The organism is Niallia sp. NCCP-28, from assembly GCF_023168165.1.
Taxonomy (GTDB): domain Bacteria; phylum Bacillota; class Bacilli; order Bacillales; family Cytobacillaceae; genus Niallia.
The window spans coordinates 341,906-366,417 of sequence record NZ_BQYJ01000002.1 but is presented as its reverse complement, the minus strand read 5'-3'; the positions used below and the strand labels follow the sequence as shown (position 1 = coordinate 366,417).

Genomic DNA, 24,512 nt, shown 5'->3' with positions numbered 1-24,512 from the left:
TCTCCCCTCTTATACGTGAAGCATCAATAATTTTTCATTAATATACTTCCGAGCAATCAAAGCGTGTTCCAACGGGTGTGCTATTGCAGGATCTTGTTCTGCTTCAATGACAATCCAGCCACTGTAGTCTGCTCTAAGCAAGTATTCATAAACTTCCGTGAAATCGATGATGCCATCACCTGGAACAGTAAACATTCCCCGCAAGAAGGATTGAAGAAAAGATAGCCCCTCTCTTTTGCATTCTCCTTGAATATTTTCTCTTACATCTTTAAAGTGAACATGTTTGATACGGTTTATATGTTTTGCTAAGAGTGTCATATAATCGCCATCTGATACATAAATATGACCAGTATCAAATAAAAGATGGACATGGTTTGGATCAGTAGCATCCATTAAACGATCAATTTCTGCCAATGTTTGTATGCCTGTGCCCATATGATGATGATAGACTAGCTTTAAATCATATTCTTCTGCAATTTTCCCAAGCTCATTTAAACCATTAGATAACTTTTCCCATTCTTCATCCGTAAAATATGGTTTCTCTGCAAACACATTTTTTTGTTGCATTCCTTGAATGCTGTACGTTTGTTCAGATACAACGGCAACGTATGCATTTACTTCTTTCAGATAAGCGCAGTGTTTATGGAATAGACTAGCAGTCTGTTCTAAACCATCACGTATTAAAAAACTTGAGAACCATTGTCCGGCTATCTTTAAATTGCGAAGTTTCAGTTCTTTATTCAACACTTTTGCTTCAGGGAAGAAGCCGCCGACTTCTGTCCCTTGAAAACCAGCTACAACAATATCACTTAATAAGTGCGACAATGTATTTTCCGCTCCAATTTCTGGAATGTCATCATTCCTCCAGCCAATTGGCGCAATTCCCCAAAGAATCTCTCCCATATTGATTCCGCCCTCTCTTAATATTGCTTTGCTTGCTGCAATTTTTGTTGTCTGAACTCGTATGCTTTTTGTACACTTTCACTTTCTGAAACTTCTGCTACCCCTACATTCCACCAGCTTTCATAACCATCTGTCATTGTTTTTGGCAGCACTTTTATTTCAATCAATGTAGAAATATCTTGTTTTTTCGCATCTTCTAACGCTGCTTTTAAATCTTCTGTGTTATTAGCTCTGTATACTTTTGCCCCATAACCTTCTGCCACTTTGGCATAATCAATATTCATAATTTGCTGATCGGCATTGCGGAATTCACAGTTAAAACTGCCGCTGCCATGATCCATTTGCAAGTTATTGATGCAGCCATATCCAGAATTGTCAAAAAGCACTACATTTATTTTTTGTTTATATTGGATAGATGTAATTAATTCTGAATGAAGCATTAAGAAGCTTCCATCTCCCACAATTGAATATACTTCTTTATCTGGCTCTGCTAATTTTACTCCTAAAGCCCCAGAAACTTCATAGCCCATGCATGAGTATCCATACTCAAGATGATACGTATTTGGAACACTTGTATTCCACAAACGCTGCAAATCACCTGGAAGAGATCCTGCAGAACATACAACCGTACTGTCTGGAGCGACGGTTTCATTTACCGCAAGCAAGGCTGTTGTTTGAGCAAATTCTGTTTGCAGTGCCTCTGCATATTCATTTAAAATTTCTTGCGAGAAGTGATTTTTGATTTCTGGATTAAAATGTTCTTTAGTAAAACTGACTTTGCTTAAACGTTCTCTTTCTGCATTCCATTCTTGTTTAAGCTCTTGAATTTGATTGCCAAATTCGCTTTTGTATCCTTCTAATAATGGATATAGTTTTTCTAATGCCGCTTTTGCATCTGCCACTACTTGGAATGCATCCATTTTATATGCTTGCATGCGGCTCACATTAATATTTAAGAATTTTGCTTTATCAAAATCAAAAGCCGTTTTAGATGCTGTTGCAAAGTCTGTATAGCGTGTTCCTAATCCAATAATCAAATCAGCATCGCGGGCTGCTTTATTTGCTGCAAGTGTGCCAGTGATTCCCATTCCGCCAAGGTTATTGGCAAATGTACTTTCAACCGCTGATTTGCCTGCTTGTGTTTCAACAAGTGGAATATGGCAAGTTTCAGAGATTTTCATCAAAATTTCGCGTGCTTCGGAATACTTGGCGCCGCCGCCGACTAGAATGACTGGCTTTTTGCTTGCTTTAATTAAGGTGGCCGCACCTTGCAATTCTCTTTCAAATGGAGTTTTCCTATCTATGTAATGCACCCTTTTTTCGAAAAACTTCACATCATAATCAAACGCTTCCCCTTCTACATCTTGAGAAATGCAGATGGTTGCCGGACCTGCCTTTGCTGGATCTGTCATTACTTCAAATGCACGAAGCAGACTGGACATTAACTGTTCTGGTCTTGTTACACGGTCCCAGTACCTAGAAACAGCCATAAATGCATCATTTGTTGTAACTGCCAAGCTATGTTCATGCTCCAGCTGCTGCAATACGGGATCAGGCTGACGTGTTGCAAATGTGTCTGCTGGAAGCAACAATACTGGGATATTATTTGCTAAAGCGGTTGCTGCTGCTGTCACTACATTTGCAGATCCAGGACCTGATGAAGTGGTAACCGCATATATTTTTTGGCGCAGCATTTGTTTGCTGTAAGCAATCGCTGCATGTGCCATCCCTTGTTCATTTTTCCCTTGGATTACTTTTAAATGACCTGGATCCTGCTCTAACGCTTGACCAATCCCCAACACATTCCCATGGCCAAACACATTGAATATCCCTTCCACAAAAGGAAATTCTTTGCCATCTACATGCAGATATTGTTGGTTTAGAAATTTAATCAATGCTTGTGCAGTCGTTAAACGAATTGTTTCCACTTATGCTCCCTCCTTAACTTCTTGCTTCGATTTTTTCGTTTTTCGCAATTAATGCTTCTATTTCCTCTACATTCGGCATTGCTTCCGATGAGCTATGTTTGCTTACAACAATAGATGCTGATGCACTTCCATATTTAAGTGCTGTTTCGATTTCTTTTCCTGAAATAAGCGCATAAAGAAAAGCTGATGCATAAGAATCGCCAGCACCAAATGTTTTTAATACTTGCGTTTTATAGGCTTGCGCTCTAAATACCTCACCAGATTTCGCATAAGCATAAGAACCTTCTACACCATGCTTAATGACAACTAAATCTGCTTCGTTGCTGAATAAGTATTGAATCGTATCTTCATTTTTGCCGCCAACGATATTTTCCATTACATCGTACTCATCGCGAGTTCCAATCACAACATCCGACTGTTCTGCAACTAAAGCATAGTATACTGCTGTTTCTTCTTTTGATTTCCAAGTGTATGGACGATAATCTAGTTCAAATACTACTTTCACATTGTTTTTCTTCGCTAAATTTACTGCTTTAATTGTCGCTTCTCTTGAAGGGCTTTGTGCAAGGGCAGTACCAGAAACTAATAGTACTTTAGCTTTTTTAATATAGTCTTCATCCACTTCTGATGGTGCTAAATATAAATCTGCCACATCTTCACGGTACATTAGAATGCTGCATTCATCAGGGCTTAATATTTCTGTGAATGCCAAACCAGTTTTGTGTCCTTCTGTATCCACCACCATGTTGGAAACATCGATTCCAACACCTTGCATATAGCTCTTAATAAAACGTCCATGCTGATCGTCAGCAAGTTTACCAATGAAACCAGCTTTAAGTCCAAGCTTGCTGCTTCCAATGGCAATATTGGCAGGTGAACCGCCAACATATTTGGAAAAAGTCATCGTTTCTTCCATTGGGCGATTATATTCTACTGCGTTTAAATCAATACAAGCTCTGCCAATTGCAATTACGTCAAATTCTCTATCGTTACTGAATTCATATTTCATGTTAGTAAACACTCCTTCATATTTTTTTAACGATTTAAAATCCATTCATGATCTTTATCATTATGGAATTTCCAAATGCGAGTTGGACCAGCCATTACATTTAAATAATAAGAGGTATAACCATCTGGAACCCCTACTGGATGATAACCTTTTGGCACAATCACGACATCCCCATTTTCCACAGCCATTGTTTCATCTAATGTGCGGTCATCTGTATATACTCGCTGGAAAACAAATCCTTGTCTCGGATTCAATTCATGATAGTATGTTTCTTCTAAAAAGGATTCAGCTGGCAAATTGTCTTGATCATGTTTATGAGGAGGATAACTAGACCAGTTGGCACTTTCTGTAATTACTTCCACCACTAGTAAACTATTGGCTGATGGATCTGAGTCTGGCAAAATATTATGAACCAAACGCTGATTATTTAATATGCCTCGCTTCTCCACACTATTTTCTTTTGCTTTAATTAAGCGCGTTGGAAGTTGTTTTTTTGAGGGCGAATAGCATAATGCAACACGAGCATCACTAGTTGCTTTAATCTCAAAACTATGATCATTTGATATGTAGACGCTATCTGTCGGTTTTTTCTCAAAAACACTTTCACGAGTACCAATGTTTTCAAAAATCGTATTGCCGTCTGTTACAGTGATTTGGCCTGAAACCGCAACAATGCAGCATTCTTCTTTTTCTAAACTTTGAGTGTATTTTGCACCTGGCACTAATTCAATTAATTTGAATCCAACATATTCAAGTGGAGAGTTTTCACTTGTCACATCATGAATAACTTTTACTCCATTTGTTTCTTCTGTATTTTTATATTTTCGTAGTAATTCACTCAATTTGGTTCCCTCACTTTTTAGACAGACTCAGAAGTTGTGAACAGAGCACTAGTTTTGGTGCGCTGTTCACATCCTGCAATTTTTAAAGAATTATTTTGCTGAAAAAATTATATCTAGTAATCTATTATTCAAAAGTTGGTTTAGCGTAGCGCGCTGTTACCACTTTTTTGCGTGTATAGAAATCAACTGCATCTTTTCCATTTGCATGCAATGTGCCATAGAAAGATGATTTCCATCCAGAGAATGGGAAGAATGCCATTGGTGCTGGTACACCTAAGTTGATTCCAAGCATTCCTGCATCAATATTTTCGCGGAAGTAACGGATAGCAGATGCATTATTTGTAAATAGACATGCTCCATTTGCAAATTCTGATTGATTGGCAATTTCTACTGCTTCTTTTAAGTTTTTCACACGAATCACAGATAAAACTGGTGCAAAAATTTCATCTTTCCAAAGTGTCATGTCTGTTGTTACATTATCAAAAATAGTCGGTCCTACAAAAAATCCTTCTTCTGGTGAATTGTCTCGTCCGTCGCAAACCAATCTTGCGCCTTCTTCAATGCCTTTTTCGATATAGCCTAATGTACGTTGTTTGTTTTCTTCACGGATAACCGGCCCTAAGAAAACACCATCTTCTAAGCCATTGCCGACTTTGATATCTTTTGTTTTTAATTTCAATGCTGCCATAAACTCATCAGCAATTCCTTCCTCGACTGTTACAACTGCACATGCCATACAGCGCTCACCTGCAGAACCAAATGCTGCTGATACTACATTTGTAATTGTGTCTTCTAAGTTGGCATCATTTAAAACGATGGTATGGTTTTTCGCTCCTGTTAGCGCTTGCACACGTTTTAAGTTTTCGCTTCCTTTTTTATACACATATTCGCCAACTGGTTTTGAACCAACAAAAGAAATCGCTTTAATTTCTGGATGCTCTAAAACTCCATTTACTACATCATGAGCTCCGTACACTACATTAAATACACCGTTTGGAAGTCCTGCTTCTGTGAATAGTTCCGCAAGTCTTTTTGTTAGAAGTGGTGTTCTTTCAGATGGTTTTAATACAAATGTATTTCCTAAAGCGATCGCCATCGGGAACATCCAGCAAGGAACCATCATTGGGAAGTTAAATGGCGCAATGCCTCCAACCACTCCGATTGGATAACGATAGTTAGTTGCTTCTACATCTGTTGCAATAGAAGCTAAAGAATCTCCCATCATTAATGATGGCGCACCTGCCGCAAACTCAACATTTTCAATTCCACGCTGTACTTCTCCTAATGCTTCTGTTAAGTTTTTGCCGTTTTCGATTGTAATTAAATTAGCCAACTCTTCTTTATGTTTTGTTAATAGTTGTTGGTAGTTAAATAGAATTCTTGCTCTTCTTGGAACAGCAACATTTTTCCATTTTTCAAAAGCTGCTTTTGCTACTTCTGCTGCATATTCAATATCTTCTTTTGTGGAGATAGGTACCTGAGCAATCACTTCTTTTGTTGCAGGATTATAAACATCTTCATATACCGTTGTTTTGCTTTCTACCCATTCACCATTAATATAGTTTTTTAGTTTCGTTGCAGTTGCTGCTGTCATTATAGTTCCTCCTCGATCTATTTCATTTTTCTTATCTATTGTTAATATTGTTTGATAAGCATCCTAATAGAGTAATATTTCCTTCTAGTTCGTAAAATAGATTATGAAGTTGTCACCTGCCTTTTATCCTCTTGGTATCTTTTGAGTATGTTTTGATATTTTATGATTACATCATAATATGTATAACGCTTTCAGTCAATGATTTTACCATTGTTTTTTCAAAATTTTTCATAAAATTTCATAAATCTTGTTATTTCAGCAAAAAAACAGATGTTTCTCCTATTTTCCTATGATAAAAGTTACTATTTTAATAGCTGGTTAAATAAGCGGAACCGATTTTGTTTCCTTTTTTATATAATATTTTTAAAAATCAGCAGAAAAACACTTTCTTATTTTTTAAAATGAACAACTGTTGATCCATTTTAAGATAGTATAAAAAAAGATATTCCTGCTTATTGCAGAAACATCTTAGGATGGCTAATCTTTATTTTGCAACTTTTTCTGAACCGCATTGCCTATTACTTAGGATAAACAATTTGCACTCCCTCCCAAATTTCTTTCCATTTTTTTGTTTCCATACGTTTTTGATAGATCGATGCTCTTGTTTTATCTTCCATAAAATAAGAAGTTGGTTTTACTGTCAATGTAATTACATCCTTTATGCCACAGGGAGCGGCTAATACAACATTATCACAGGCATCTAGCTGTACACCTAAGGCAGTTGCCGTTTCAGGGAATTTTGAAATTGCATCAACTGATGATAAGTATGGAGGCATCTTGCTTACAATATGCATTCTAGCTTCATTTTTAACAGACCATGGCAAATTAGGATAAACTTGATTCAATTGTGCTTCTAAGTCTTTTTCTCTTTTCTTGTTTAAATTATTTTCATCAAAATAAATCACATCAATATCAGAAAGAGGGGTCCTATCTGTAAAGTTGTGCAAAACATCCCAAATTTTTGACCGAACAAAACCTGCACAAACCCAGCAATCGGGCAAGTCTAATGTTTTTACTGCAGCCAAAACGGACATCATCCATTCATCCTCTTTTATAATATCTATAATGTCTTCTTTTGTTTTGATTGACAATTTTATTCTCACCTACATCTGTTTTATTAAATGCTTTTTTAAAAATGCAATAAATAAAGCTGCTTCTTTTGTTTCCACTTTGGTTAATAGATATGTGAAAGAAGTCGGCAGCATAATTTTATCAGATTGGATTTCTCGCAATTTTTTTTGTTTTATCTCTTCCTCGACCAATGTATATGGCAAATAAGAAACTCCAAGCCCTTTTTCAATAAACTTTTTGCTGATTTCCATTTGATTCACTTGCATGGTGCGCACCATTGGATACACGCTTCGAATATTATTCAGCAAACTATCCCAATATGCTGGATGATTATGTGTAATCAATCGATATTTCTTTAGCATCCTTTCTTCATTAAACAATTGCTCTTTCTCTTCAACAGGGCCCACTAGCATAACTGGATCTTCATGAATAATCTGGCATGCAATACCTGCAATGCTTGGTTCTATTCTTGTTAATCCAATCTCGGCCCTGCCGCTGCCGATTTCTTCACCTATTTTATATGAATTTATCACATTGATTAAAACCTCAATATCGGAATTTTCATTCATAAAATTCCGCAAAATAGCTGGCAAAACAGAAGAAGCAATCTGTGGTGCCGCCGCAATTACAAGCTTTCGATTATAACCTTGTTTCCATAATTCAAATTCAGCTAACCCCTTATCATATTGAGCAGCCATCCTTTTTGCGATTGGCAGCAGATAATGCCCCGCTTCTGTTAAAGAAATGCTTTTGCCCTTTCTTTCAAATAAATCTATCTTCATCTCTTCTTCTAATCTTCTTATATGCTTTGTTATTGCTGGCTGCGTTAGAAAAAGTTCCTCTGCAGTTTTATGGAAGTTCTCATATTTTGCTGCCATAATAAATGTTTTTAATAATTGTACATTCATCGATTATCCCTCTTAATAACCATTTGTTATTAATTCTTTTTATTTTTGTTAATATTCAGTATTTACTTCTTTTATTATAATGAAGTTAAGTAATATATACACATTGAAAATGTCTTTACAAAAATTTAGCGCAAAGGGGTTAAATGATGAAAAATGCTGTTAACAAAGCTGATCAATGGAATGCTGATTTATATGATTCAAATCATTCATTTGTCTCCCAATATGGAAATAGCTTATTAGAGCTATTAAATCCCAAGCCCAATGAAAAAATTCTTGATCTTGGCTGCGGAACTGGAGATTTAGCAAATAAGCTATTTGAAAAACACATAAAGGTCATAGGAGTCGATAAATCAAAAAATATGATTTATCAAGCTTCGAGGAAATATCCTTCCATCCCATTTATTGTTAAAGATGCAACTACTCTAGAGTATCAGGATGAATTTAATGCAGTTTTATCGAATGCCACTCTACATTGGATAAAACAGCCAAACAGTGCTTTAGAATGCATCTATGCCAGCTTAAAAAATGGGGGCAGATTCATTGCTGAATTTGGTGGAAAAGGCAATATACAGATGATATCAAATGCAATAATAGAGGAAATTAAAAATTTGGGATTAGAATTTAAAGAAAAAAATTTTCCATGGTACTATCCAAGCATTGGAGAATATACATCCCTTATGGAAAAAACAGGATTTCGCGTTTCCTTTGCCCAGCATTATCATAGACCCACTCCATTAATAGGGGAAAACGGCTTAAAAAACTGGATTATTATGTTTGGAAATGATTTTTTTGCAGACATAGATCGGTCAGCAAAAGAGCAAATAATTACAAACGTTGTCTATCGCCTAAAGAATCACTTATACCAAAAAAATGAGGATATTTGGATAGCGGATTATAAAAGAATACGCGTTATCGGTTTTAAAGAATAATTTGAAACATCAATCAGGCTTTTATGGGCAAGTTTCCACCTGTCTAGATTTCACGTTTTCTCATATCATCCCTTAGCCTTAACTCGTTAATGCATGATAAACATCCATAAAAAACCACAGAATGCAGCTCATCTCCCTGTGGTTTTTCTCCTTATCCTCATTCTCTCCACTTAATAATTTCTCTTGTACACAATGATGGACATTATAAATGCAAATAACAGCAATCCACTAAACCAAACAATTGCGAGCCAATCATTATTGCCAATCGGTGTTCCGATAAGCAAGCCGCGCAATGTTTCAATAAGTGGAGTCATTGGCTGATTTTCCGAAAAAAATTGGAGCCACTTCGGCATTGTATTTGCCGGAACGAAAGCACTGCTTATATATGGAAGAAACATAGGAAGAAATGTAAATGCACTTGCAGTTTCTGTATTTTTGGCAAGCAGTCCGAATAAAACAGCCAACCAGCTTAATGACAATAAAAATAAACTAAGCATGCCCATAACCCCTACCCATTCCATTACATTCGCATTCGGCCTGAAACCAATTAACAATGCCACAAGGATAACTAACATCGTGCTTATAATATTGCGGACAAAACTTCCTGCAACATGACCAATCAATAATGCAGAAGTATGAACGGGCATGCTGCGAAGCCGTTCAAAAAATCCTCCCTTCATATCCATGTTTACACCGATTGCTGTTGTTGAACTCCCATATCCCACACAAGTTATAATAATTCCAGGCACTACATAATTTACATAAGCTGAGCCAGTTTGAATAGCTCCTCCAAAAACATAAACAAACATCAGCATCAAAATAATAGGCAATGCCATACTAATAATTAAAGATTCCGGATTTCTGAATATATGTTTTAAATTTCTGGAAAACATCGTCCAGCCATCAGTGACTGCCCATGTTAACGATGATTCTTTCATATATTTTTCACTCCTTTTTTCATTCGGCCAGTGATTTGCATAAAAACATCATCCAAAGTCGGCTCTCGAAAATTAACCTTTTTAGGGATAATCCCATGTTTCTGCAATTTATTCAAAAGTTGGCGCAAATTTTCTGGATTTCCATCTGCACTTACTTCTAGCTTTAATTCTTCAGCATCTCCTACTGCTTCCATCAAAGCAAGAGCATTATAATAATCGGCCTCTTCAAAAAATGAAAGCACCATTTTCTCTTGGCTAATCAACTGTTTCAATTCGGAAGCAGTCCCATCTGCTACAATTTCCCCTTCATTTATGACAACAATTCTATCTGCAAGCTGATCTGCTTCTTCTAAATACTGTGTTGTTAAAAAAATAGTTGTTCCCTTATCTGCAAGCTCTCTGATCATTGTCCACATATTTCTTCTGCTTCGCGGATCTAGCCCTGTTGTTGGTTCATCGAGAAATAGTACTTTTGGTATCTTCAGAAGACTAATTGCAATATCAAGTCTTCTGCGCATTCCACCAGAATAAGTTTTTACTGGTTTATTTGCTGCATCCATTAAACCAAATTGCTGAAGCAACTCTTTGCTGCGGTGTCTTATTCTATCACGACTAAGATGATTTAATTTTGCCATCATTTCTAAATTTTCTTTCCCTGTTAAAAGATCATCCACTGCAGCATATTGTCCAGTGAGACTGATCACCTTCCGAACTGATAATGCTTCCTTTATAGAATCATATCCTGCAATAGTTGCTGTTCCCTCATCTTGCTGCATTAGTGTAGATAAAATCCGGACAGTTGTTGTTTTCCCTGCACCATTTTCTCCAAGCAAAGCAAATATAGCTCCTTTTTCTACCTCAAAAGTAAGCCCATCTAAAACAATTTGTTCGCCATAACTTTTTTTTAGATTTTTCACAGAAATAATTGGCTCCATATTTATTCTCCCTTTTCAAAATATTAGATTGACTAATTCAATCAATCCATAATTAAAAATTTTTTCAGCTTCCTCTCATTAACTTTTCTAATGATTTATTAAAAACTCTAGCTGCCTATCCCAAAAATATGATTGACTAATTCAGTCAATTATTAGCCATAATATATCTTTCTCGATGTGGGCAAGTGTTTAACACATTGCCACATCAGAGAATGCCTATGATTAGATTAGATTAGATTAGATTAGATTAGATTAGATTACTAACAACTACTTGCAAACAGCTATCATTCTTAAAAAAAGATCTATTTTTTGATCAATATTTTTTTTAAAGCTTGCAAGATCCTCTGTCATAATAACTCCTGAAAGAACGGTTAAATAAAGATCTAATAATTCACGAACATCATGCTGAATTATCTCTCCTAATTCTTGTGCTTCCTTAAACAAGGGCAAAAGCTGCTCATCATAAATTTCCCCTGTATTTTCAATCAGATCAATTGTGTTTTGCGGAATATTTTCTGCTTTAGATATATGCTGAATAATTCTAAATATATTACTATTTCCTTCTAAAAAAGCTGATTTTGTAAATTCTCTTATTTTTCCAAGAGGCGTTGCATTCAAATTTTTGACTTCTTGAATAAATTCTTCTGTAGTGGATAATGCCCATTCCAAGCTCGCATGCAATACCTCTTCCTTGGAGTTGAAATAATGGTACAATAAGCCATGACTTATCCCGGCCTCGTGCGTTATCATGCTTATTTTCGTCAATTTAATGCCGCTTTCTGCGAAAACCTTTAAAGCAGCATTCATAATTTGAATTTTGCGCTTATTGCGTATATCTTCTGCTTTTTCATTAAATGGTGCAGACATATAAATCATTCTCCCTCATGCAAAGTAACAGTTCATTTATTATAGCATGAAGATACTTTGAAAAGAAAAAACTTGCACCCTACAACAATATCCCTTATCTCTCATTTAAACTATTCTATTGCAATAGTTCTCCTATTATATAGCTGTCATATTCGAAAAAGAACTTGTAAAGGTCTTTTTTTCTTTTTCTTTTACTTGGTAATTTTTATAATCAGCCAGTTTTCCTTTAAATATAAGATCAAAGGATGCTATCCTTGATAAATCATGTGGTGTAACCAATGACAAGGGTTTGTGAAAATCTGCAATAATCGACTCTTTTAATGCGGTTGCAACAAACTGAGAACAAAAAAAAGCATTCTCTCTTTGAATATGTCTATTCAACATTACTCCAAACAATCCTATAAAATTATATTTATATCGATATTTTTGCTGTTCAATTTGCAAAATATAAGCTTTTACCCGATTCCATTGTTCCTCAGAAATAGTGCAGCAATAAATAGCACAATTGGCATATCTGAATAAATCATTTTCCATATCTTCTTTAACAAATCCGCCTATAAAAGGATTTTTTATATTTTTTCTTCCAAAACTATAAACATCATTTAGAAAAAGATCAAAAGAAAGGGAAGCATGATTATATGATTTTTTTGTATACAGCTTAATCATTCTCGTAAATATCGTTCCGGTATCTGTCAGCAGTAAATAAATTTGCTTTTCCATTGTATTTAATCCTTTCATGTAAAACGTGCCATTCATCTAATTCATCTGCACTTCCTTAACTAACGTGAAGTACAGCAATATTTATCAAAATGCACTAAATTTTTCAAATGCCATTCAACGATTGACTTAATCAATCAAAAAACTTAAATGGAATATCCCTGAAATTATAAATTAACTGCAGTGACATTATCTTCTTTTATAATAAAAGTAGTACATCGAAAGGGGCCACCATAACACAGCGAAGATTGGATAAACAGCCCAAATGATTTGCGGGGAATTTATAAAATTTACTATGATAAAAAACAAACTGATAAGTAGACTTGCATGAACAGAAAAGGAGAAATATGTCTTTTTCTTAACATGATAGACAGCTAGAGGCCACCATAATACAGGAAACGCTATATAAATCGCCCAAATATATTGAGGGGATAACAGTATATTTAAAATAAAATAATAAAAAATGATACTTAAACTTCCTATCAATGCTGTATTCAAGTCTTTTGCCTTATATCCTAAGAACACAAGAACAGGCCAAAGAGCAATTGGACCAAGGACAAATAAAAACCATGGATAATCAGGTGTATGAATATAATTGACTGCTATAAAAAATATAAGCAGCAGTAAACTGCCAAATAGGGAAAGCTGAAAATATTTGCCTCTTTTCCCAAAAATCAAACCAGCTGCACTAAATAGCAATGCAAATACTGGATAAATAAACCACGGGTAGGAAGCATTTGTCAAAAAATTCACGATAATAATAAAGATAATTGTCATAACACTTCCTGCTGCCAAAAAACCTGCATCTAGTTTTTTATTCATAAAATAACCTCCTTATTTATTCCGCAACCAGCTAAAATACATGGAAAGCGGCCACCATAATACAGCAAATGTGGGATAAACAAACCAAATAATCTTAGGGGTATAATAGAAATTAATAAAAATAAAAAATGCAATAATTAGGATGCTTCCCCATATAGAAAAGTCTAAATTTAGCTTACTATTGTTTTTTTTCTTCGCTGGCTCCTCCACCTGAAGTTCTTTTTTCAAATCTTCAATATCACCAAATTCAACAATTGCTTTGTTGATTGCATCTTCCTCCCCTTTGCCTTGCTCCATTAAATCAAACACTTTCTCTTCAAGATTTTGCAAAACTTCTTGCATAATAGCTTCTTTTTCCTTGCTGTCTGGAATATCTGAAAATAACTTATTCACATGATTATTTAGTTCCTTCACTTTAATCCCTCCATAAATAGGTCCATAATGGTCTTTAATTCGTTCCATTCATCTGCTGTTTCCCTTAAAAAAGCTTTGCCTAGTGTTGTAATTTTATAGTACTTTCTTCTGCCGCCCATGGTTACACTTCCAATATACGATTCAATTAATTCCTTTTTTTCCAGCCGTTGGAATACAGCGTACAATGTTGCCTCTTTTATTTGAAAGCGATTTTCTGTTCGAAGGCTGATTTCTTTTGATATTTCATATCCATATCTATCCTCTTCTAAAAGCAGACACAAAATAATCGAATCCAAATGACCCCGGATGATATCACTTCTAATCATGCTGACACTTCACCTTCTCTATTTTAAAATTACTCTATCTGATAGAATAAAAAGACGCACAATTACTCTATCTGTCAAAGTAATAATACTGCAGATTACTCTATCTGTCAAAGTAAAATTTATTTATCCATCAAAATATTGTCAATTCTCACCTTTTTCCTATAGTTCTATTTTAAATAGTTGCAAACCTATAAGAGACTGCCTTACGTTGTATCTCTTTCTAAGACTTAAGACTTATTATGGCTAAATATCGCCAATTTCCCGCCTCTCTTCCTTGCATTTTCCACCATCATAAAAAAACATCAGCTGACTTTTTAGCCAGCTGATGTTTTTTATTAGTTTGCAGAAACTTCTCTTTGTACAGAAACACTTGCAGGGACTTTAAAGTTCTTCGATGCAATATTATTTTTAAAATAAGCGATAACGATGGATAATACCGCAATCGATACAACAGAGTATAATCCTTTTATTAAACCGATAGAATATAGTCCTGTCAGCACCACACAAAAGTCAAAAACAAAGTTCACTTTACCTGGATTCCAATTATATTTTTTCTGCATAAATAGAGCGAGTATATTTGCGCCGCCAAGTGATGCTTGATTCATAAATAGAATGGATACACCAAAGCCAATTATGGCTCCTCCTAAAATCGCTCCCAATAATGACGGAATGGAAAATGCCGGCAATAAGGAGTCCAATCCTGATAATAAAGATAATAAGGATATCGATAAAATTGTTAACATCGTAAATTTAAAACCCATTTGGTAGAAGGAAAAAATGTAAAATGGAAGATTAATAATAAAAAATATCCAAGAAAAAGGGAGGTCTGTCAAATAAGAAATACTAATGGATAAGCCTGCTGTCCCACCGGTCACAATATTAGCATGCCTTAATAAAATAAGGCCGACAGTTACTATCATACATCCCATTACAATTTTTAATAATTTTTTCATGCCATTCTCCTAACATTATTTTCAGATCAATTATATTTTATATAATAATGATAGAATAATAATTAGGGAATTTATATATAAAAAAGCATTGATATCTTTATATCGCCTATTAAAATGAAGCAATTAATGCTATTTTTTATTCATATTGTGAAATGCACTCTAATTAATGTTCCTCTTTCCAAATAAAAATTTGCACAGTAAAAATCACATGTGAAAGAAAAAGCTTAAATATCGAGGAATCTCCCCTTTTTAGAAGATAAGTTACCATTTTTTGGGTAATGAACACTGCAGAAAAGGGTCATCAAACTGAAAAAAGAAAGCATAGCAGCCTTCCTTTTTGGGGATTTCCAAAATTAGGCGTTCCATCCACCTTCCATTTTTCCTTTTATTATACAATTACTTTTGCATAATCACTTTTTATCACTTCATTTAAAAACTTTAAAGCTGTAAAACGATTTCTTAAATGATGTGCTTCTTTTAAACTATCCATTACTAGCTCATTGCTTATTCCTAATTGCATCGGCTCTATTGCTCCGCCTACACATTCTAGCAATCTGCTTATTTCTGAGCGAGTTGGAATATTGTTGTATACCGTAATAATTTGCTTTTTATTCTGTTGAATATTATTCATAATGGCAGCATATTCCTCTGAAGGAGCATATTCAGCGATATCTTCTATTTTTTCCAGCCAATGAACAAATTGTTTTTGATAAATCTCAGCAAGCAGTGCCGTCGTTACCCCCACTTTTGCTCCATGAAGTATTTGTGGCTGTTTTTGTTTAAGAAGATGCATTTCCCAATAATGAGATAAATGATGTTCTCCTCCCGAAGCTGGATGGGATTGGCCGAACAGCATCATCGCAAGTCCTGATTTAATTAATGATTCCATTAAAATCTGGATGCCTTCTTCTTTTCCTTGTTTTATCTTTTCTATATTATTGATACATTCATCAAGTGCTTCTTTTGTCAATTGAGCAGACAATGAGCAATAAGGTTCCCCTGTCGCATAATGGTCAAATTCCCAATCACTAAGAGAAGTGATTTTTGCGAGCATATCGCCAAAACCTGCGGCTATCATAGATTTGGGTGCTTTTTTTAATAGTTCTGTATCTGCAAACAAAGCAATTGGCGCAGTCATTTGAAAAGTTTTCTTCTCTCCTCGCACAATCAGCGGTGCTCCCAATGAAGTAAAACCATCTACAGAGGGAGCTGTTGGAACAGAAATAAAAGGAATATTTAATTTAGCACTGCAAAATCTTGTAATATCATGAATAGTGCCTGAACCTACAGCCAACATAATATCTGTAGAACTTTCTGTTTCTAAGCATACTTGTACAAGTGATTGTTCATCTGCCACAACATCTCCATTTTCATCTCCTAAAATAGTGCATATTGCAAATGGAATGGAAGCCTGCTCTAATTGCGAGACTAATAATTCGCCTGTAGCTTGATGCGTATTAGCGTCGACAACAACCATTGCTTTTTGATATTGCTTCCTTTGAAGAAAGGCCAATAAGTTTTTTATGGCCTGTTTGCCGACAGCAATTTCCTCTATGGTCATATCATTATGCGGATTGCCACATTTACATTGATTGGAAAGTTCACGAATTTCATTCAGCAGATTTTGCACCAATATTTCCCCCTTACTTTTTATCTATTAAGTTTATAGACTGCATCAGATGGATAGCCTCTGGAAGTCTTTGTGTGTCTAAACAAATCTCTAGATATTTATGAGAAGAGACACCTGGCTGTTCTCCCTTTGTTTTAAGGTGATTTCCTGAATATAGAATAGTTGCTTCCAAAGTCATTCATATTCTTCAGGGTAGATGGCAACTTGCCACCTCCCCTCACAGATTGAAATTTTACTTTATTTAAAGTTCAATCTGCTTTTATATGAACAAGGTATCCACTATAAGCACCAGTATTTTCATATTGAAGAGAAGCTCATTTATTGCATCCTCTTAATTTTTCTTCATATATACTTTCCAGCACAATTTCACTTTCATTTATGTATCATCTATTATTCTATTGAGACTCCTAAAGAAAAACAATAGAAGGCCGAACTTCTCCATCAGCAACAAACTTGCTATAGATAATCAGTTGGAGAAAACGGCCCCCTTTTATCGCTCCCCATCTCCATTAACGGAAATATAAATCATTCCAGCGCAATTCGTTCATCAAAGCTTCTGTTTTAGTATCATTATTAATAACGATCAATTCCAATCCTATCAACTCCGCAAAGTCACGCAATTGTTCTGTTGTTACTTCATAGGAGAAACATGTATGATGTGCTCCGCCTGCTTGAATCCAATTTTCTACTCCTTGACTTAGAGAAGGTTGTGTTTTCCATAATACTCTTGCCACTGGAAGATTCGGCAGCTCTTCTTCTGGCTGAAGAGCATCCACTTCATTGATCAGCATGCGGAATCGATGTCCGAGATCAATGATTGATGCATTAATCGCTTTTCCCTCTCTGCCATCAAACACAATTCTCGCTGGATCCTCTTTCCCTCCTATGCCCAATGGATGAACTTCAATTTTTGGTTTGGTAGCTGCAATAGTTGGGCATATCTCCAACATATGAGAACCAAGCACCATTTCATTTCCCGGCTCAAAATGATAGGTATAATCCTCCATAAAGGATGTTCCTTCATTATCGGCAATAATTTTCATCAACCTGACGAGTGCAGCTGTTTTCCAGTCTCCTTCTCCCGCAAATCCGTAGCCTTGTTCCATTAGGCGCTGCACAGCAAGTCCTGGCAGTTGGCGCATGCCATGCAAATCTTCAAATGTAGTAGTAAAAGCAGTATAATTTCCTTCTTCTAAAAATGCTTTTAATGCCAATTCATATTTTGCTTGTTCTGCAATGCTCTCTCTAGTCGCTTGATCTTCAAAATCTTCTGAAGCAATATGATATTGTTTGGCATACACGTCTAAAAGCTCTTCCACCGCTTCATCTGTCACCTCATTTACTTTTTGAACAAGGTCGCCTATCCCATAGCCATTTACTGTCCAGCCGAATTTTATTTGCGCTTCTATTTTATCCCCTTCCGTTACAGCAACTTGGCGCATATTATCTCCAAATCTAGCTACTTTTAAATCTTTGCTTTCAGAATAAGCAACAGCTGTTTTTGTCCAACTGCCAATTCTTTTTCTGATTTCCTCGTTCTTCCAATGCCCTACTATCACCTTTCGTTTCACATGCAATCGGCTGCCGATAAATCCATGTTCTCTATCGCCATGTGCAGACTGATTTAAATTCATAAAATCCATATCAATGCTTTTCCATGGAATATCACGGTTAAACTGTGTAGCAAAGTGTAGCATCGGCTTTTGTAATGCGGAAAGTCCTGCAATCCACATTTTTGATGGAGAGAATGTGTGCATCCATGTAATTATTCCAGCACAACGCTCCGCAGCATTTGCTTCTAAGCAAAGGCGGCGAATGGAATCTGAATCTTTCAACACATCCTTAAAAACAATTTTATAAGGAATAGCTTTATCTTTATCTAACCCATTTACAATGATTCTTGAATTTTCTCCCACTTGGCGAAGCACATCTTCTCCATATAATAATTGACTTCCCGTAACAAACCAAAATTCATATTCTTTTGTTTTTAACATCTTAACTCCTCCTCAGATTAGGTTTCCTTTTAGAAAAAATCACCTGTTTTTTTGCCCATAATAGGCATTAGAACCATGTTTTCGCAAATAATGTTTATCTAACAAAAATTGATCAATCCACTCTGCTTTTGGATTAAGTTGAAGCGTATGAAGGGCCATTTTAGCTACTTCTTCCAAAACTACCGCATTATGTACAGCCTGAGCTGCCGATTTTCCCCAGCAAAAAGGTGCATGATTTTTCACTAATATTCCAGGCATTGCAATAGGATTAATGCTTTCTTTAGCAATTGTCTCTATAATTACATTTCCTGTTTCCAACTCATATGCCCGATTTGTTTCTTCTTCTGTTAATTTCCTTGTACAGGGAATTTCTCCATAAAAATAGTCAGCATGTGTTGTGCCAAGGGCGGGAATCCTTTTTCCTGCCTGTGCCCAGCTAGTTGCCCATGGAGAATGAGTATGGACAATGCCCCCCATTTCACTAAATGCTCGGTAAAGCGCAAGATGCGTTGGCGTATCAGATGAGGGACGAAGTGTTCCTTCTACAATGTTTCCATCTAAATCGATTACAACTAAATCTTCCAGTTGCAATTTTTCATAATCGATGCCGCTTGGTTTTATGACAACAAGATTTGTTTTCCGGTCAATACCGCTGACATTTCCCCAAGTAAATGTAACAAGGCCTGCTTTTGGCAATTCTAGATTAGCTTCTAATACATCTCTTTTCAGCTGTTCTAACATACCGTTTCCCCCTTAACATCATGGGCACTTTTTTTCTTTAGCCGTTTTAATGTTTTCATGACATTGTTTTCTCCCCGTCCAAAATAATCATAAAGCTTGCTGTATTCCGCAAAGAGCTGGTCATAAACTTCTGCATTCTTTTTCAAAGGATGGTAGACTTTATCCTTAGTTTTGCCCATTTCCCTAGCTGCATCTGTAATCGTATCGTATCCTCCACAATCTTTTCCTGCTGCTACTGCACCAAACATTGCACTTCCCAAAGCTGGAGTTTGAGAAGAAGCGGAAATCTTAATATCCATATTTAGAACATCTGCATAAATTTGCATCATTAATTCATTTTTTTCTGCAATCCCTCCTGCTGCATACACTTCATCAACTGGCACACCACTATTTCTGAATGTTTCAACAATCATTCTTGTACCATATGCAGTCGCTTCAATCAGCGCTCTATATATTTCCTCAGGCTTTGTCAGCAAGCTTGCGCCTAACAGTAATCCAGTTAAATCTGCATCAACAAGTGTAGAACGATTGCCATTCCACCAATCAAGCGCCAATAGACCGCTTTCTCCGACTTCTAATCTACTTGCTTGCTCTGTTAAAAACTGATGAATGTTTACCCCACTTTTTTCTGCTTGTTCCTGGTAGCTGGCTGGAACACAATTTTGTGTAAACCATTCAAAATGATCGCCAACACAAGATTGGCCTGCTTCATATCCTAAAAACCCTGGCAAAACCCCATCTTCTACTACTCCGCACATACCTGGCACAATGGCTTCCTTCTCTCCTAACAAAATATGACAGGTAGATGTCCCCATAATCATTAATAGTTTTCCAGCTTCTGTTATTCCAACAGCCGGCACGGCCACATGTGCATCAACATTCGCCACAGCTACTGCAGTGCCTGGCTTCAATCCAGTTAATTTTGCTGCTTTTTCCGTCAATTCTCCTGCTTTTGATCCAATAGAAACAATCCGAGTCGACAACTTCTCTTCCACTACATTTTCAAGACGGGGATCAAGTGCTTTAAAAAACTCTTTCGAAGGATAGCCATTTTTTTTATGCCATATCGCTTTATATCCAGCAGTACAACTATTGCGGACAACTTCTCCTGTCAACTCCGAAATGACCCAATCTGTTGCTTCTAATATTTGGTCTGCCTCTGCATAGATTTCTGGAGCTTCATTTAAAATTTGCCAAATCTTTGGAAACATCCATTCAGATGAGATTTTTCCTCCATAACGCTGCAGAAACTCTTCTCCTCGCTGTTCTGCTATTTCATTTAAACGGTTTGCTTCTTTTTGCGCTGCATGATGTTTCCAAAGCTTTACATAACTATGTGGATGATGTTTAAAATCTTGACGCATACATAAAGGAATACCATTTTTATCAATCGGCAAGATAGTGCATGCTGTAAAATCAATGCCGATTCCAATAACATCTGCGTTTGAAACTTGAGCTTTTTCCAATACTTCTGGGACGGTAACCTTTAATACTTCTAAATAATCTTCAGGATGCTGCAAAGCCCAATCATGCTCAAGCTTCGTTTTTCCGTCTGGCAGATATTCATCCATAACCCCATGTGTATATTCTTTTACAGCAGTGGCAATCTCTTTCCCTGTTCCAACTTCTACTAGAACCGTTCTTCCTGACTGTGTTCCATAGTCTACTCCAATAGAATATTTTTTCATCTTTTTTCCTCCCACCTCATTAAGAATACGTTTACAAAATAACTTTTAATTATATATCGAAATGAAATAGCTGCTTAACATTTTTTATTACGTACAAGATGATTTTATTACTACTTTGCAAACCTTATCATTCATACTTACAACTAAATCAACACCCTATAAACTTGTACGTATAACATTAATTAAATTCTACCACCTATCTCCGTTTTTTCAATGCTTTTTTAGAAAATCTTTTATAAAATTTTAAAAATTCATTTATTGAAATACCTGTGAAAATATTTTATCGAAACTATTTTCACAGGTATTTCTGTTTTCGGACCAGATTCTCACTGATTATATTTTCTATTTGAATATTCTTCGTCACTTTCTTCCCAAATCTGCAACTTTATCTATTTAACAACTAAATCCTTAGCGATTCTACAGGTAATAATCTTATAATCATTTTTCTTATTACATATACTCTCTATAAATAGTCATAGTAAAATTCCAATTTTTTTGTTACTATATTTTATATAACATTGTACGTACGAGTATCTTTATATATATACAACTTTGAAAGTGGTGGTTTAGTGGCACAAAAAACAAAATATACTATGGTGAAAGAAGAAATTACAGAATGGATTACTAGCGGAAAAGTAAAGCCGGGAGAAAAAATTCATTCTGAAAATGAGTTAATGAAATTATTCGGTGTCAGCCGCCATACTATCAGGCAGGCTGTTGGAGATTTAGTTCATGAAGGATGGCTTTACAGAGAACAAGGAGCTGGCACTTTTTGCTCCCGAGGAAATAATCCTTCACCAGGTTCCGCATCCTCTTTTCCAGCTATAAAAAACAAGGGAAATATCGGTGTAATTACAACATACATTTCTGACTATATCTTCCCTTCCATCATTAAAGGGATAGAATCCTATTTAACAACAAAAGGTTATTCGCTAACCTTTGCCTGTACGGACAATGATGTGGAAAAAGAAAAACAATGCTTGCAAACTATGCTAAGCAGCAATATACATGGTTTGATAGTAGAGCCTACAAAAAGCAGCAACTATAATCCAAATATTAATTATTATTTGGAATTAGAGCAGAATCAAATACCTTACTTAATGATCAACCAGTTCTATTCACAGCTATCCCCTCCCCATATTATGATTGATGATGAACATGGAGGATACATTGCAACAAAACATCTAATTGAACTGGGCCATAAAAAAATTATCGGTTTATTTAAAACAGATGACTTGCAAGGAGTCAATCGGATGAAAGGGTTTATTCGGGCATACAAGGAGTTTAATCTCTCTTTTTTCCCTGATATGGTCATTACTTACTCGACAGAAGATCAAGACAGCACACCTATTGAACAATTAGAAAAACTATTATCTAAAGAGGATAAACCTACAGCAATTGTCTGCTATAATGATCAATTAGCTATTAAAGTAATCAATATGTCAAGAAATATCGGCGCAAGTATTCCAGAGGATCTTTCCCTTGTTGGATATGATGATTCCTTCCTGACAGAAACCTCTGATGTCAAACTAACTTCTGTCGCCCATCCAAAAACAAAAATGGGTATAGAAGCGGCCAAATGGATTGTAAACGCAGTTGAAAAGAAAGGAAATGCTTCTCCTTCCATTGTTTATGAACCAGAATTAATCATCAGAGAATCTACTCGAGCCATCAAATAAAAAATCCAGCTAAAAATCCATGCGATTATATAAGATATCGCATGGGGGGATTTATAGTAAGCGATTACTTTTATCAAACAAGCAGATCTCATTCCTCAATACGAAATTCACCAAAATATTCCACAATATCCATTCATCGTAGCAAGAATACTTTTTCTATTGATGACAACCTATAGATTTCCTATTCTTGCAAACTTTAAATTGGCATTGAAAGAAGCTTTACAATATGCAATATTTCTTTCTTTAAGATATTTTTTGACTACCATATCAATTTTTATTTTCTTTATGATAATTATGCCAGTAAAATGGCCTATCACCTCTATGTTTATTTTCAGCATTTATGCTTTTTATACATACTTTCTATGCAATCGGATATTTCTAAAAATGCATACAATGATAACAAAGTAAAATTCCTCCCCCTCTCCTCTTTCCGTAAAATGATATAATGAAGCTAGTAGACATACAAGTTTAGGAGATGATTCATTTGAAAGATGAATTAGCATATATCGGAAGTAAAGTGATAGAGAGTCAATATATACTTTCTGAGAAAACCTTTCTTTTATTAAAAAAATTTTATACAGAAGAAAATCTCAATATTTATACAGACAGTGATAAGGAAAACAACAACAAGTGGAATTCAAAATTTTTTTCTATAATAGGAGCAACACTAAAAGGTGATAATATAGAAGAAAATGAACTGGCTAATTGGGCCAAAACAACAGGAGAAACTCTTGTTAGAAATCACATTCCATTATCCGTTTCTCTTCGTTCCTTCTCCATTTTCCGAAATGTGATTTGGCATGTTTTCACAGAAGAACTAGAACAAAAATCTTTTGCTGCCATTACCATGCTTGATGTAGGGAAATTGATTGATCCTCTTCTTGATGAAATCAGCGCCATTATCGGTCACGTATATGAAGAGCATAATCGAAATTTAATGAAAATAGCTTATACTGCATTGGAAGAATTATCGGTGCCTGTTGTTCCAGTTGCTAAAGAAACAGCAATCATCCCACTAATTGGAGCAATTGATACAGACCGTTCCCAGCTGATTCTAGAAGTTGCTTTAGAAGAAGCGGCCAAATTGCGAGTTGAATATTTAATCCTGGATATATCTGGTGTGCCGATTGTTGATACGATGGTCGCAGACAATTTATTTAAAGTAGTGCAAGCCCTTGATTTAATTGGAGTCAAAACAATTATTTCTGGAATTCGGCCAGAAATCGCCCAAACTGTTATTTCTTTAGGAATAAACTTCCATAAAATTACTACGTGCGCCAATTTGCAGACTGCATTGGCAAGCATCGGATTAAAAAGAGTGCAAGACTAATAAAAAGACCAACATTTAGATTCATTTCTAAATGTTGGTCTTTTTCTACATTATTTAAAGCTGCTTAAATCACTTTTAACTTATTTAGTTCTTGATTGCTTCTACTAAGGAAACGGAACCTAGATCCATTCTATGTTTTCAGCCATTACTCCTAGCTGCAGTCGATGGTAGATAATTATTGAATATAAGGGGAAATCTTCTGTTTTTTTACAGAAAACATTTAATCATAGAACTTCTGCTGCTCCTAAAAACACTTATCTCTTATTGCCAAAAACACCTATTCCAAGAAGAGAT

General features: G+C 35.6%; 22 protein-coding genes. 3 read left to right on the top strand and 19 right to left on the bottom strand.

Features of this window, described 5'->3' with window-relative positions:
- Nucleotides 1–9: 9 nt before the first annotated feature.
- The 7 genes from iolE to NCCP28_RS06555 all read right to left on the bottom strand — a co-directional run bounded on the left by iolE (nucleotide 10) and on the right by NCCP28_RS06555 (nucleotide 8,255).
- Nucleotides 10–909, bottom strand: a complete 900-nt coding sequence (gene iolE / locus NCCP28_RS06585) for a myo-inosose-2 dehydratase (RefSeq protein WP_248561112.1) — start codon at nucleotides 907–909, stop codon at nucleotides 10–12.
- An 11-nt stretch (nucleotides 910–920) separates the two neighbouring features.
- Nucleotides 921–2,831 carry a 3D-(3,5/4)-trihydroxycyclohexane-1,2-dione acylhydrolase (decyclizing) gene (gene iolD, locus NCCP28_RS06580; protein ID WP_248560603.1) on the bottom strand — a complete coding sequence of 637 codons (1,911 nt, stop codon included), beginning with the start codon at nucleotides 2,829–2,831 and terminating at the stop codon, nucleotides 921–923.
- A gap of 13 nt (nucleotides 2,832–2,844) precedes the next feature.
- The gene (gene iolC / locus NCCP28_RS06575; RefSeq protein WP_248560602.1) at nucleotides 2,845–3,840 is read right to left on the bottom strand and encodes a 5-dehydro-2-deoxygluconokinase; all 996 of its coding nucleotides are present in this window, start codon (nucleotides 3,838–3,840) and stop codon (nucleotides 2,845–2,847) included.
- Between the two features lie 26 nt (nucleotides 3,841–3,866).
- Nucleotides 3,867–4,682, bottom strand: a complete 816-nt coding sequence (gene iolB, locus NCCP28_RS06570; RefSeq protein ID WP_248560601.1) for a 5-deoxy-glucuronate isomerase — start codon at nucleotides 4,680–4,682, stop codon at nucleotides 3,867–3,869.
- A gap of 124 nt (nucleotides 4,683–4,806) precedes the next feature.
- Nucleotides 4,807–6,276: a CoA-acylating methylmalonate-semialdehyde dehydrogenase gene (gene iolA / locus NCCP28_RS06565; RefSeq protein ID WP_248560600.1), complete on the bottom strand. Its 1,470-nt coding sequence runs from the start codon at nucleotides 6,274–6,276 to the stop codon at nucleotides 4,807–4,809.
- A 518-nt stretch (nucleotides 6,277–6,794) separates the two neighbouring features.
- Entirely contained in the window at nucleotides 6,795–7,367 is a 573-nt protein-coding gene (locus tag NCCP28_RS06560; RefSeq protein WP_248560599.1) for a nucleotidyltransferase family protein, read from the bottom strand.
- Between the two features lie 12 nt (nucleotides 7,368–7,379).
- Nucleotides 7,380–8,255: a LysR family transcriptional regulator gene (locus NCCP28_RS06555; protein ID WP_248560598.1), complete on the bottom strand. Its 876-nt coding sequence runs from the start codon at nucleotides 8,253–8,255 to the stop codon at nucleotides 7,380–7,382.
- A 146-nt stretch (nucleotides 8,256–8,401) separates the two neighbouring features.
- Between NCCP28_RS06555 and NCCP28_RS06550 the strand changes: the two genes are divergently transcribed.
- A complete protein-coding gene (locus NCCP28_RS06550) occupies nucleotides 8,402–9,184 on the top strand; it encodes a class I SAM-dependent methyltransferase (protein WP_375709380.1) in 783 nt (260 codons plus the stop codon).
- Nucleotides 9,185–9,354: 170 nt separating this feature from the next.
- On the opposite strand, the gene NCCP28_RS06545 is transcribed toward NCCP28_RS06550, so the two are convergent.
- From NCCP28_RS06545 to araB, 12 genes are all read right to left on the bottom strand, one after another.
- Nucleotides 9,355–10,122, bottom strand: a complete 768-nt coding sequence (locus NCCP28_RS06545; RefSeq protein WP_248560596.1) for an ABC transporter permease — start codon at nucleotides 10,120–10,122, stop codon at nucleotides 9,355–9,357.
- Nucleotides 10,119–11,057: an ATP-binding cassette domain-containing protein gene (locus NCCP28_RS06540; protein ID WP_248560595.1), complete on the bottom strand. Its 939-nt coding sequence runs from the start codon at nucleotides 11,055–11,057 to the stop codon at nucleotides 10,119–10,121. The genes NCCP28_RS06545 and NCCP28_RS06540 overlap by 4 nt, the downstream gene beginning before the upstream one ends.
- Nucleotides 11,058–11,324: 267 nt before the next feature.
- The gene (locus tag NCCP28_RS06535) at nucleotides 11,325–11,924 is read right to left on the bottom strand and encodes a TetR/AcrR family transcriptional regulator (RefSeq protein ID WP_248560594.1); all 600 of its coding nucleotides are present in this window, start codon (nucleotides 11,922–11,924) and stop codon (nucleotides 11,325–11,327) included.
- A 135-nt stretch (nucleotides 11,925–12,059) separates the two neighbouring features.
- Nucleotides 12,060–12,644, bottom strand: coding sequence for a hypothetical protein (locus tag NCCP28_RS06530; RefSeq protein WP_248560593.1), 585 nt, complete (start codon nucleotides 12,642–12,644; stop codon nucleotides 12,060–12,062).
- A gap of 186 nt (nucleotides 12,645–12,830) precedes the next feature.
- A complete protein-coding gene (locus NCCP28_RS06525) occupies nucleotides 12,831–13,463 on the bottom strand; it encodes a hypothetical protein (RefSeq protein WP_248560592.1) in 633 nt (210 codons plus the stop codon).
- Nucleotides 13,464–13,475: 12 nt separating this feature from the next.
- Nucleotides 13,476–13,877 carry a permease prefix domain 1-containing protein gene (locus tag NCCP28_RS06520; RefSeq protein ID WP_248560591.1) on the bottom strand — a complete coding sequence of 134 codons (402 nt, stop codon included), beginning with the start codon at nucleotides 13,875–13,877 and terminating at the stop codon, nucleotides 13,476–13,478.
- Nucleotides 13,874–14,203 (bottom strand): PadR family transcriptional regulator, encoded by a 330-nt coding sequence (locus tag NCCP28_RS06515; RefSeq protein WP_248560590.1) that lies wholly within the window; start codon nucleotides 14,201–14,203, stop codon nucleotides 13,874–13,876. Before NCCP28_RS06515 ends, NCCP28_RS06520 begins: the two co-directional genes overlap by 4 nt.
- Nucleotides 14,204–14,538: 335 nt before the next feature.
- Entirely contained in the window at nucleotides 14,539–15,156 is a 618-nt protein-coding gene (locus tag NCCP28_RS06510; protein WP_248560589.1) for a YitT family protein, read from the bottom strand.
- A 388-nt stretch (nucleotides 15,157–15,544) separates the two neighbouring features.
- On the bottom strand, nucleotides 15,545–16,786 hold the full coding sequence (locus tag NCCP28_RS06505) for a sn-glycerol-1-phosphate dehydrogenase (RefSeq protein WP_248560588.1): 1,242 nt from the start codon (nucleotides 16,784–16,786) through the stop codon (nucleotides 15,545–15,547).
- Nucleotides 16,787–17,295: 509 nt separating this feature from the next.
- Complete coding sequence (gene araA, locus NCCP28_RS06500) at nucleotides 17,296–18,780, bottom strand: L-arabinose isomerase (protein ID WP_248560587.1); 1,485 nt, start codon at nucleotides 18,778–18,780, stop codon at nucleotides 17,296–17,298.
- A 39-nt stretch (nucleotides 18,781–18,819) separates the two neighbouring features.
- The gene (gene araD / locus NCCP28_RS06495) at nucleotides 18,820–19,521 is read right to left on the bottom strand and encodes an L-ribulose-5-phosphate 4-epimerase (protein WP_248560586.1); all 702 of its coding nucleotides are present in this window, start codon (nucleotides 19,519–19,521) and stop codon (nucleotides 18,820–18,822) included.
- On the bottom strand, nucleotides 19,515–21,209 hold the full coding sequence (gene araB, locus NCCP28_RS06490) for a ribulokinase (RefSeq protein ID WP_248560585.1): 1,695 nt from the start codon (nucleotides 21,207–21,209) through the stop codon (nucleotides 19,515–19,517). The genes araD and araB overlap by 7 nt, the downstream gene beginning before the upstream one ends.
- 569 nt (nucleotides 21,210–21,778) lie before the next feature.
- Here araB and NCCP28_RS06485 point away from each other — a divergent pair.
- Both NCCP28_RS06485 and NCCP28_RS06480 read left to right on the top strand, forming a co-directional pair.
- Nucleotides 21,779–22,888 carry a GntR family transcriptional regulator gene (locus NCCP28_RS06485; RefSeq protein ID WP_282579528.1) on the top strand — a complete coding sequence of 370 codons (1,110 nt, stop codon included), beginning with the start codon at nucleotides 21,779–21,781 and terminating at the stop codon, nucleotides 22,886–22,888.
- A 475-nt stretch (nucleotides 22,889–23,363) separates the two neighbouring features.
- Nucleotides 23,364–24,218: an STAS domain-containing protein gene (locus tag NCCP28_RS06480; protein WP_248560584.1), complete on the top strand. Its 855-nt coding sequence runs from the start codon at nucleotides 23,364–23,366 to the stop codon at nucleotides 24,216–24,218.
- The last annotated feature ends 294 nt before the right edge of the window (nucleotides 24,219–24,512 follow it).